The 10,987-nt window shown below is 48.2% G+C and carries 12 protein-coding genes and 1 rRNA gene; 1 reads left to right on the forward strand and 12 read right to left on the reverse strand.

Annotation, left to right across the window (positions count from 1 at the left end; translation table 11 throughout):
* Nucleotides 1-223 precede the first annotated feature (223 nt).
* Nucleotides 224-988, reverse strand: coding sequence for a TatD family hydrolase (locus tag NK662_RS21965; protein ID WP_254761120.1), 765 nt, complete (start codon nucleotides 986-988; stop codon nucleotides 224-226).
* 177 nt (nucleotides 989-1,165) lie between these two features.
* Nucleotides 1,166-3,157, reverse strand: coding sequence for a methionine--tRNA ligase (metG, locus tag NK662_RS21970; protein ID WP_254761121.1), 1,992 nt, complete (start codon nucleotides 3,155-3,157; stop codon nucleotides 1,166-1,168).
* Between the two features lie 340 nt (nucleotides 3,158-3,497).
* Between metG and abrB the strand changes: the two genes are divergently transcribed.
* Nucleotides 3,498-3,782, forward strand: a complete 285-nt coding sequence (abrB, locus tag NK662_RS21975) for a transition state genes transcriptional regulator AbrB (protein WP_254761122.1) — start codon at nucleotides 3,498-3,500, stop codon at nucleotides 3,780-3,782.
* 99 nt (nucleotides 3,783-3,881) lie between these two features.
* Here the strand turns inward: abrB and rsmI are convergent, their stop codons facing one another.
* From rsmI to rrf, 10 genes are all read right to left on the reverse strand, one after another.
* Nucleotides 3,882-4,757, reverse strand: coding sequence for a 16S rRNA (cytidine(1402)-2'-O)-methyltransferase (gene rsmI / locus NK662_RS21980; RefSeq protein WP_254761123.1), 876 nt, complete (start codon nucleotides 4,755-4,757; stop codon nucleotides 3,882-3,884).
* Nucleotides 4,729-5,013, reverse strand: coding sequence for a GIY-YIG nuclease family protein (locus tag NK662_RS21985; RefSeq protein WP_254761124.1), 285 nt, complete (start codon nucleotides 5,011-5,013; stop codon nucleotides 4,729-4,731). Before NK662_RS21985 ends, rsmI begins: the two co-directional genes overlap by 29 nt.
* The gene (locus NK662_RS21990; protein WP_254761133.1) at nucleotides 5,003-5,740 is read right to left on the reverse strand and encodes a tRNA1(Val) (adenine(37)-N6)-methyltransferase; all 738 of its coding nucleotides are present in this window, start codon (nucleotides 5,738-5,740) and stop codon (nucleotides 5,003-5,005) included. Before NK662_RS21990 ends, NK662_RS21985 begins: the two co-directional genes overlap by 11 nt.
* An 85-nt stretch (nucleotides 5,741-5,825) precedes the next feature.
* Complete coding sequence (gene yabA / locus NK662_RS21995; protein WP_254761125.1) at nucleotides 5,826-6,176, reverse strand: DNA replication initiation control protein YabA; 351 nt, start codon at nucleotides 6,174-6,176, stop codon at nucleotides 5,826-5,828.
* A gap of 14 nt (nucleotides 6,177-6,190) precedes the next feature.
* On the reverse strand, nucleotides 6,191-7,018 hold the full coding sequence (locus tag NK662_RS22000) for a PSP1 domain-containing protein (RefSeq protein ID WP_254761126.1): 828 nt from the start codon (nucleotides 7,016-7,018) through the stop codon (nucleotides 6,191-6,193).
* 4 nt (nucleotides 7,019-7,022) lie between these two features.
* Nucleotides 7,023-8,006, reverse strand: coding sequence for a DNA polymerase III subunit delta' (gene holB, locus NK662_RS22005; RefSeq protein WP_254761127.1), 984 nt, complete (start codon nucleotides 8,004-8,006; stop codon nucleotides 7,023-7,025).
* A 54-nt stretch (nucleotides 8,007-8,060) separates the two neighbouring features.
* The gene (gene tmk / locus NK662_RS22010) at nucleotides 8,061-8,699 is read right to left on the reverse strand and encodes a dTMP kinase (RefSeq protein ID WP_254761128.1); all 639 of its coding nucleotides are present in this window, start codon (nucleotides 8,697-8,699) and stop codon (nucleotides 8,061-8,063) included.
* A gap of 1 nt (nucleotide 8,700) precedes the next feature.
* On the reverse strand, nucleotides 8,701-10,134 hold the full coding sequence (locus NK662_RS22015; protein ID WP_254761129.1) for an aminotransferase class I/II-fold pyridoxal phosphate-dependent enzyme: 1,434 nt from the start codon (nucleotides 10,132-10,134) through the stop codon (nucleotides 8,701-8,703).
* 73 nt (nucleotides 10,135-10,207) lie between these two features.
* A complete protein-coding gene (locus NK662_RS22020) occupies nucleotides 10,208-10,402 on the reverse strand; it encodes a sigma factor G inhibitor Gin (RefSeq protein ID WP_254761130.1) in 195 nt (64 codons plus the stop codon).
* Nucleotides 10,403-10,878: 476 nt separating this feature from the next.
* Nucleotides 10,879-10,987, reverse strand: a 5S ribosomal RNA gene (gene rrf / locus NK662_RS22025); the annotation flags it as partial.

The following is a 10,987-nucleotide window of genomic DNA, read 5'->3' on the forward strand; positions in this document are numbered from 1 at the left end:
AGGTTCCTCGTGGATAACATCACGATAGGATCCCTCCTTTTCTTCGTTGAGATAAGATTGACTAGCTATCACTTCTTCCTATCATTCTAGTAGGTGAATCACATCTGGCTTTTATAGGAGAAGAAGATAGTAACACAATGAAACAGTTTGAGAAGAACAGGACATGCCTGCTTCTTGTATGGAAACGGGGCCGGCTGTTATGCCAGCTCCGGTTCTGATATGGTTACAGTCTAAAGAACTTCTTAGCGTTCTCGGTTGTCTGTCTGGCCACCTCTTCGTAAGAAATGCCCTTCAACGCGGCAATTTCCTCCGCCACCAGCTTCACGTAGCTCGGTTCATTCCGCTTGCCGCGGAACGGGTGCGGTGCCAAATACGGACAATCTGTTTCAATGAGAAGATGCTCAAGCGGTATCTCGGCCGCTACTTCCTTTGGCTTCTTGGCATTCTTGAAGGTTACAGGCCCGCCCAATGAAATGAGAAAGTTCATTTCAATACATTGTCTGGCTGTTTCCACACTGCCGCCAAAGCAGTGCATAATCCCTCCAACTGCCGCCGCATCCTCTTCCCGCAAAATAGTGACAATATCGTTGGTTGCTTCACGATTATGTATGATGATGGGGAGGTTCACTTTCTTAGCTAGTCGAATCTGTTTGCGGAATACTTCCTGCTGCACATCCTTCGGTGATTTGTCCCAGTAATAATCGAGTCCCATTTCACCAAGTGCGACAACCTTAGGATGAGAAGATAGTTCTTCGAGCCATTGCAGATGCTCATCCTTCATGTCAATCGCATCCACTGGATGCCAGCCTACCGCAGCATAGATGCAGTCATAGGCTTCCGCCAGCTCCAGCGCTTTTGGAATGGTCACCTCATCAAAGCCCACCACCACGATGTACTCGACTCCGGCTTCCTTTGCCCGCTGAATGGCTTCTGCTGCATCCTCTTGAAATTGCTCCGCATTTAAATGTGCGTGTGTATCAAATAACATCTGCTATAACCCCTCTACTTTGTTTCAGTCTAACATAACCAAAAATTACTTTCCTAACAGCAAAATAACAACTACATTACAGTTCTGCTACAAAAAATGGTAGACAAGGTATATTTTCGACAAAAAAAGAGATGCTGCACGTATGTTACACGTGAAACATCTCCCATGCTGTCGAAATTACTTAATTCTTGTCCCGTTTGGAATTGCTGCATCAATCGTGGCAAGAGACAGCTTTCCGTCTGTCTTGCCTGCCAAAATCATACCTTGAGACAATTCACCGCGTAATTTCACCGGTTTCAGGTTTGTAACACAAATGACTTTCTGGCCGACAAGCTCCTCCGGTGTGTAGAATTCTGCGATTCCTGACACAACCTGGCGCTTCTCATCACCAAGGTCCAGCTGCAGCTTCAGCAATTTGTCTGCTTTTGGAATACGGTCCACCTGCAGCACCTCTGCCACACGCAGCTCTGTCTTAAAGAAATCATCAATGGTAATCTCGGCTGTTTGCTCTACTTTTACTTCTTCCACTTTCTTCTCCTCTTGCTTCGGTGCTGTGCCCTGCATTTTTGCTTTAATGTACTCCACTTCCTCTGCTACATCCAGACGCGGGAAGATTGGCTGTCCCTTCAGCACCTGTGTGCCCGCTGGAATGAAGCCAAAGGAGGACAGGCTGTCCCAAGTACGCAGTTCATCAGCATCCAGGCCCAGCTGCCCCAGGATTTTTCCTGGCGTTTCTGTCAGGAACGGCATCAGCATGATGGCTGTCTGGCGCAGTACCTCTGCCAAATGCGCCATGACGGAAGCCAGCTGCTCCGCATTCTCTTCGCTCTTTGCCAGTGCCCAAGGCTGTGTTTCATCAATATACTTGTTTGCCCGTCTTACCAGATTCCAGATCGTAGACAGGGCAACGGAGAATTCCATATCCTCCAGCGCCAGCTCTGTCCGCTCCAGCGTTTCCTTCGCGAAGCTGACAAGCTCTGCATCGAAGGCTGTCACGTTTTCCTTATAAGCAGGAATCGTGCCGCCAAAGTACTTCTCAATCATGGCGACTGTACGGTTCAGCAGATTGCCGAGGTCATTTGCCAAGTCATAGTTCAGCCGCTCAATGAAGCTCTCCGGCGTGAACACGCCATCTGCTCCGAACGGAACCTCGCGCAGCAGGTAGTAACGCAGCGCATCCAGGCCGTAACGGTCAATGAGGGTAACCGGATCCACGACGTTTCCTTTGGATTTGCTCATCTTGCCGTCCTTCATCAGGATCCAGCCGTGCGCAAACACCTTCTTTGGCAGCGGCAAATCCAATGCCATCAGGATAATCGGCCAGATAATGGTATGGAAGCGCACGATTTCTTTCCCGACAAGGTGCACATCCGCCGGCCAATAGGTGCGGTATTTCTCATCCTGCTCTGTTCCATAGCCAAGGGCTGTAATATAGTTGGAAAGGGCATCAATCCATACATAGATAACATGCTTTGGATTGCCTGGCACCTTAATACCCCAATCAAAGGAGGTACGGGATACTGCCAAGTCCTCCAAGCCCGGTTTAATGAAGTTATTAATCATCTCATTTTTACGGGACTCCGGCTGGATGAAGCCTGGATTCTCTTCATAATACTGCAGCAGGCGGTCTGCGTATTTGCTCATCCGGAAGAAATAGGACTCCTCGCGCACCAGCTCTACAGGGTGGCCGCTGTCCGGGCTTTTGCCGCCGACAACTTTTCCGTTTTCCATAATAGGATCCACCAGCTGCAGCTCTGTATAGAAGGTTTCATCCTGCACAGAATACCATCCTTCGTATTCGTCCAGATAAATATCACCCTGCTCGAGCAGCTGCTGGAAAATCTTTTCAACCACAGCCTTGTGGCGGTCTTCTGTCGTGCGGATAAAGTCATTATAGGAAATATCCATCTTACCCCAGAGCTCTTTAATGCCTGCCACAATGTCATCTACATAGGCCTGCGGTGTTGTGCCAAGCTCATCCGCCTTCTTCTGGATCTTCTGCCCATGCTCATCTGTTCCTGTTAAATAGTATACGTCAAAGCCTCTCAGTCTCTTATAGCGCGCCATCGCATCACCCGCAACGGTCGTATAAGCATGACCGATGTGCAGCTTGCCGCTTGGATAATAAATCGGCGTCGTAATATAAAAGCTCTTTCTTTCCTCTGCCATCTTCAAACCTCCAGCATTCTTATGTATACACACAGTATAACAAAAACTACACCTTAAAAACGAGATTGTCCGCTTTTCTCTTTTGCATATTATCAGCTATTTCTTTTATGATCCAAAAATATACATTTCTCATAACTCTTGCTGTTTCGAGACCAATTCTGGTATATATACTGATAAAAAAGTATATTTTTTCAATGATAAAAAAATAATAATTTTTCTAATTTGATAATTGACGTAAATGTAAATGATTGGTATGATAGACACATAGATTTTTTTGTCGAATGTTGACGAATCCAAGTATAATATTAATATGTATAGAATTAATTAGGAGGAGAAACAAATGAAGTCTACAGGTATTGTTCGTAAGGTTGATGAATTAGGTCGCGTGGTAATTCCAATTGAGCTGCGCCGCACACTGGGTATTGCAGAAAAGGATGCTTTGGAAATCTACGTGGACGATGACAAGATCATCTTGAAGAAGTATAAGCCAAACATGACTTGCCAAGTAACTGGCGAAGTATCTGACAACAACCTGTCCCTTGCCGGCGGCAAAATCGTATTGAGCCCTGAAGGCGCTGAAGCAATCATTTCTGAATTGCAGAACTATCTGGCTGCTTCCAAATAATTTAGCCTCATATCCCAAACATCATAATAAAGCAAGACAACCATATGCAAGGTTTATTATATAGATAACGGCTGTACCGATACCGGTGCAGCCGTTGCTTTATTCTTCGATATGATAGGCCTGGTAGACATCCCGCTTTGGCAGGTTCCGGTCCTTGGCGGTCAGCTTGATAGCCTCCTTGGAGGACAGCTGTTTTTCAGACATGTAATAGCTGATGTGCTCCAGCACTGTTAATCCGCTCCACCAATTCTCCTGTACAGTGGCTTCCGCCTCTGTTGCTCCCTCAACAAGAATGCAGAATTCGCCTCTGACTTCGTCTGTTTCTGTCCATTCAATTGCCTCCGACAGCGTCCCGCGGATAAATTCCTCGAATTTCTTAGTCAGTTCTCGACACAGAACGACAGAACGGTTGCCCCATTCCTCCTGTATAGCCTTGAGGGTTTCCTTTAAGCGATGCGGTGCTTCATAGAACACCAATGTATCCTGTATGCATTTCAGCTTCTGCAATTCCTCACGCCGATCCTTTTTCTGCCGCTGTAAAAAGCCGTAGAAATAGAAATGCTTTGTCGGCAAACCGGAAGCAATCAGCGCTGTTAAGGCTGCATTCGCCCCTGGAAGCGGGATGACGGTATACTGCTTCCGTACAGCTTCAGCCACCAATTCATAGCCAGGATCTGAAATGCAAGGCATACCTGCATCGCTGACAAGCGCCACCTTCTTTCCTTCCTCCAGCAAAGCCAGCAGCTTCTGGCCGCTTATTTCCTTATTATGCTCATGATAGCTGATGACGTGTGTTTCAATCTCGAAGTAATTGCACAGCTTTTTCGTCTGCCTTGTGTCTTCTGCCGCAATGAGATCCACTTCCTTCAGCATCCGGATGGCGCGATAGGTCATATCCTCCAGGTTGCCAATGGGTGTCGGCACAAGATACAGGGCTCCTGCTGCCTCATTCTGAAAGCTTTTTTGCTGCCACATAATTTGCTCCTCTTTGTATGTACTCTTCCTTCTCTTTTCGCTTCAACTGCTTAAACCGGTACTCTGCCTGCATGGCAGAGCGCTTATCCGGAAACTCCTCCGCATAGATGATGGCAACCGGCAGCCGGCTGCGGGTGTAGCGGGCGCCTTTTCCCGCATTGTGTGCTGCCAGACGGCGCTCCAAATCTGTTGTATAGCCGGCATACCAGCTGCCATCCCGGCACTCTGCCACATAAAAGAAATGCTTACTCTCCATATAAGATACGGTGCATCTCTTCCGTGTACTCATTGTTCTCCTGATACACAACAAGCGGCGGCAAAATCTTCAGGCCGGCATTCGCATCCTTAATCCCTTCAATCAGCAGCGTATTTGCTTCCTTCCCTTCCTTCGGATACACAAACTGCACACGCTTTGGCTCAAGCCGGTATGCCCGCATCAGGGTTACAATATCAAGGAAGCGCTCTGGCCGGTGTACAAAGGCCGCTTTTCCGCCTTGCTTAACAAGGCGGCTACTGACACGGATGACATCCTCCAGTGTACAGAAAATCTCATGCCGGGCAATGGCCAGATGCTCATTCAAATTTTTCTCCGATGCCTTCGGCGTTTGGAAATACGGCGGATTACAGGTCAATGCCTCAAAAGCATGCTGGCCGAAATGCTCCGGCATATCCTTGAGATCGCCGTGAATCAGCTCAATCCGATCCTGCAGGCCATTGTACTCCACACTGCGCTGTCCCATATCATACAGCCGCTCCTGAATTTCCACACCCGTGATCTTGCCCTTTGTCTTCTTGCTTAACAGCAACGGTACAACCGCATTTCCTGTACAAAGGTCCACAATATTTCCTTTTTGGATGGGGACCCAGGCAAAGTGCCCCAGCAGCACCGCATCCAGCGAAAAGTTAAAAACAGAAGGACTTTGGATAATCCGCATGTCCTCTGTCAGCAAATAGTCTAAACGTTCATCACCATATAACTGCACCATATCTTAACCTCAGCACTCTATTTTCTTTAGTATAGGTCAAATGCGCAAAAAATTACCTTTCCGTTCGGGCGGAAAGGTAAGCTTACTTCTTATTCAGGAAGGACAGACAGAATAAGCAGTCCCCTTCCTTGCGTACGCTGCCATAATGAAGATTGCAGATGTGGAAGCCTTCCTGATACAGCCGGGCCAAGTTATCGTAGCCCTCGCCAATATCCGTGGCAACCTTCTTTTCCTTCTGCTTGCGTGACTTCAGCTTTGGCTTGCTTGTCTCTTCTTCAAAGCGCTGCCGCAGGTTTTGATTCTCCATTTTGAGATGCTGGTTCTCTTCAAGCAATTCGGCAAGATGCTGCTTCATCTCTCCCAATTGCTTGTACAGATGGCCAATTTGCTCCTCCATGGTCGAAACGGCAGTGAAAATATCTTTCTTCTCCACACACATCCACCCCATTAATCTGCGGTTCGACTTGAAACGACTCCTTCATTCACCAGCTCGTCCAGTGTATACTCGACAATTTGCTCTTTATTCATCAGTTCCACTTGAATGAGCCGCTCGAGGATGTTCAACCCAACCACCCGGCCTGGGCCACTTGGTGTCTTAATCTTTTCGTCCAAGTCAGGAAGCTGTTCCTTTGCTGCTTCATATTCATCGTTCTCGTACTTCAAGCAGCACATCAGCCTGCCGCACAGCCCGGAAATCTTGGCAGGATTTAGGGATAAGTTCTGATCCTTTGCCATCTTAATGGACACCGGTTCAAAGTCTCCCAGGAATGTGGAACAGCAAAGCATACGGCCGCACGGGCCAATTCCGCCGAGCATCTTTGCTTCATCTCTCACACCAATCTGGCGCAGTTCAATTCTTGTACGGAAAATGGAAGCCAAGTCCTTCACCAGCTCACGGAAATCAACACGGCCGTCCGCTGTGAAATAAAAAATGACTTTATTGCGGTCAAATGTATACTCTACATCCACAAGCTTCATATCCAGCTCGTGATCGATCACCTTCTGCGAACAAACTGTATAGGCTTCACGGGCTGCCCGCTTGTTCTCCTCTACAATGCTGCGGTCATTCTCATTCGCAATGCGGATGACCTTCTTCAGCGGCAGAACAACGTCGTTCTCGTCCACCTGCTTCTTATTCATAACAACTTTGCCATATTCGATTCCCCGCACCGTCTCTACAATCACAAATTCCTGCTCGGGGATGTCGAGTTGGTTTGGGTCGAAGTAGTAGACTTTTCCGGCTTTTTTGAAACGAACTCCTACTACATCATACAAGCTATTATCCCTCCTGCAGACGCAACACTAACTGCTCAAATGTAAGTGTCACATTCGCGTTAGCTTGAATCCGGTTTTTTGCTTCTAATATATTGGAAAGCACCGATAATATTTGCCTTTGAGAATACGAAAGGGATTGCAGGATGGGCAGCTGATCTTGAAACACAATATTCTGGTTCTCTTCCAGCTGTGCGTATAGAACATCCTTATATAAAATGAGAAGCATATCCAAGCCCAGCTGCATTTGCTCTTTCTCAGCAAAATGCTTGACCCACTTTTCCTGCACGAAAAAAAGGGCGGACTTGTCCTTTCCTAATGCTTCATATAATTTTATCACTAAATCGCGGGCTTGTGCAAACCATTCCTCATGGCAATATGCCAACGCCTGCTCCAGATTGTTTGTCAATTGGGCTGCCAGCGCCGCCATATGCAGGCCGGCCCCTTCCCCCTGCAGCTGTTGGACCAGTGCATCCTTTGGCAAAGGACGGAAGGTCAGCGTCTGGCATCTTGAGAGGATGGTGTTCAGCATTTGATGGCTGTGCTCTGTCAGCAGCACGGCTGTTGTCTGTCCGCCCGGCTCCTCCAGGAATTTCAGCAGCGTATTGGCTGCGGTGGTGGTCATACGGTCCGCATGCTCAATAATATAGATTTTACTGCTTGCCTCTACACCCGTCTTCGAAAACTCTCCCTGCAGCTCCTGGATTTGCTGCTTCTTAATCGAAAGGCCATCCGGCTTCACCATATATACGTTGGGATGATTGCCGGAATCAATTCTTCGGCAATTACTGCAGTGCTGGCACGGCTCGATGCCTGCACGGCTTGTACAAAGCATGCTTTTCGCCAGCTGCACGGCAACAGCCGCCTTTCCCGTCCCTTTTGGTCCCTCTAATAAATAAGCGTGGGATATGCGCTCTTTCCGAATGCTGTTTGTCAGCATTTTTACTGCAATGGGCTGCATCTGTACAAGCTGCTCCCAGGTCTGTATCATAACAAATCCCCCGCTCTCTATTATACCAAACTTTATTCACGATTCGTGCATGTGTCAGCCTTCCAATTCCTTCAGCTTTCCCTGCAGGATGGACAAGGCATCTGCTGCAACCTCTTCCATGGGGCGGGCTGCATCAATCAGCACCATCCGCTCCTGAAACCGATTGACCAGCTGCAAGTAGCCTTCCCGAACCTTCTGGTGGAACGCCAGGTTTTCCATGTCCAGCCTGTTCACTTCCCGCCCCGCATCTGCATGGATGCGCTGCAGGCCAACCTCCGGCTCTATGTCCAGATACAGCGTGACATCCGGCATGCAATCCTCAACGGCAAATTGATTGACCTGCAGGATATGGTCTACACCCAATCCTCTTGCATAGCCTTGGTAAGCAAGAGAACTGTCAATGAAACGGTCACAGAGCACCAGTGCCCCCCGTTTCAAGGTCGGCATGACCTTCTCCACAAGATGCTGCCGTCTTGCCGCTGCGTACAGGAGCGCCTCGGTACGGGCCTCCATTTCTGTGTGGGCCGGGTCGTGCAAAATGGACCGGATTTTCTCTGCAATGGCAATCCCGCCAGGCTCCCTTGTGGTCACTACCTCCATCCCGGCTGCCTGCAGGCTGGCTGACAGCTCCTGAATCAAAGTGGACTTTCCTGAACCCTCAGGCCCCTCTATGGTAATGAATACTCCTGCCATACTATTGCCCCTTCCTCCTATCATACACTTCAATTGCCTTCCGGCTTATATGGGCGCTCCCTTGAAACCGGGCGCCGCTCTCAAGCAGCACATGAATATGCTGCACATGCTCCTGTTGAATTTGCTCACCCTTCATCAGCAGCGGAATTCCCGGTGGATACGGTATGATGGCTTCCGCGGCAATACATCCTTCTGCTGCTGAAAGGGGTACAACCATTGTACTATATTGATCCAGTTCCTTATAGCCCATGCGCGGCTCCTTCAGGGTGCTGAAGCTGACGGGATAGGTTGGCCTCTCTTCTCTTTGCACCTCATAGCTCTGCAGCTGCACGCGCAAAATCGCTGCTGCCTCAAGAAGACGTTCATCCTTCTGCAGCGGCAAAATAAGCAGGACATTATAGGGGTCAGCCAGCTCCGCATAGATATTGGCCTGCTCCATAACAGTCTGCAGCTCATATCCGTTCAGCGGACAGCGGGATTGCAGCACGATTTTTAATGGGTCCTGCAGCTCCGCCCTGATAACCTGGATTTGCGGAATTTCAGCCAATGCTTCCTGAAAGGCGGCAATGAACGCCATAAGCTCTGCTGTTCCGTGTTCCTTTACCTGTGCCAAAAAGGCACGTGCCAAATCCAACGATGCCATGATGGGATAAGATGGACTGCTTGACTGCAGCATGGCCAGATAACGGGATAGCTTCTTCTCCTGTACCCTGCTGCTGTTGAGATGCAAATAAGAGCCCATTGTCATGGCAGGCAAGGTTTTATGGGCGGATTGGACGACCACATCGGCACCATAAGCAAGCGCTGATTGCGGAAAGGGATCCCCCAGACAAAAATGGGCGCCGTGCGCTTCATCCACAAGGACAGGCATATTTTGATTATGAGCATATGTAATGATATCCTGCAGGTCCTGCCCCATTCCATAATAGTTGGGGTGCGTCAGAATCACAGCCTTGATGTCCGGATACGCCACAAGCGCCTCTCTGACGGCTTGTGCATCCAATCCAGCCGGAACGCCGGCCTGTTCATGGACCTGAGCCTGAATAAAAATAGGACGGGCTCCTGCAAGCTGCAGCCCGTTCATGATGGACTTATGGCAGTTGCTTTGCACCAGCACGCGGTCTCCCTCGCCGCAAACAGCCAAAATCATGGCCAGGTTGCCGACAGTGGAGCCATTCACGAGAAGGTAGCTCTTTTTGCTTCTGTACAGCCCTGCCAGCAGCTCTTCTGCTTCTGCAATGCAGCCGGAAGGATCATGCAAATCATCCAATCCGGTCAGCTCTGTAGCATCAATCTCTAGCAGGCTATGAAAATGTATTTTTCCCTTTTCCATAAAAACACTTCCGTTTTTATGTCCAGGCACATGAAAAGAATACGGCCTTTTCATGCTGAAATGGGTGAGGGCATCGTATAGGGGTGTGTCAGTTTGCTTCATGCTTCTCTTCCTTATCTTCAATGTTCTACTCCTTATTATAAGCTTTAGGCAAAAAAATAATAGGCATTTCAGCCTATTGAGTTTGGACAGGCAGCTGGATCTTCCGCAGCTGCTTCAGATAAAATTGATATTTCGGATCACTCGTATCTGTTTCGATCATGCTCCGCTCACATTCTTCACAAATGAACCCATTGTATAAATAGATTCCTGTCTCTTTTGCATCCTCACATACAATACAAACCTTTGCGCCTGTTGCTGTAATTGCCATCTTTCATGCACCTCCATACCATTAGTCTGAACAATTTTCAATTTTGTATACACTTTTCTTCAAATTCTGCTTTGTTTGATACAATATGCAAGTGCCCAGAAAATGTGCCGGTACACCTGCTGGAGTGGGTAGAGCATCAAAGCAGTCTGCCTTTTTGTTTTCAGCTATCTGCTTCGGACAATTTACTGCAAAAAGGAGACTTTTACGGGGAGTTGCTTATTTGCAGAAGGTTCATCTTCAGCCCAGGGCAGGCTTCTGGCCGGAATTGTTTCATTTTTTGAAGTGACTGTTTCATTTTTCATTTTTTTGTTTCATTTTTGAAAAAGATTGTTTCACTTTTTGACTTTTTTGTTCCACTGCCGGGAATGTGGTTTTTGTGATTGTTCCATCTCCCCTGTTTTGTTCCACTACACAACGTATTGTTTCACATCAGCATACGAAAAAAAGACCAGCCTTTGCGGCTGGTCCTCTTTGTTGCCTAGCGACGTCCTACTCTCACAGGGGGAACCCCCCAACTACCATCGGCGCTGAAGAGCTTAACTTCCGTGTTCGGTATGGGAACGGGTGTGGCCTCTTCGCCATCAT

This window comes from Ectobacillus ponti (genome assembly GCF_024294785.1).
GTDB lineage: Bacteria > Bacillota > Bacilli > Bacillales > Bacillaceae_G > Ectobacillus > Ectobacillus ponti.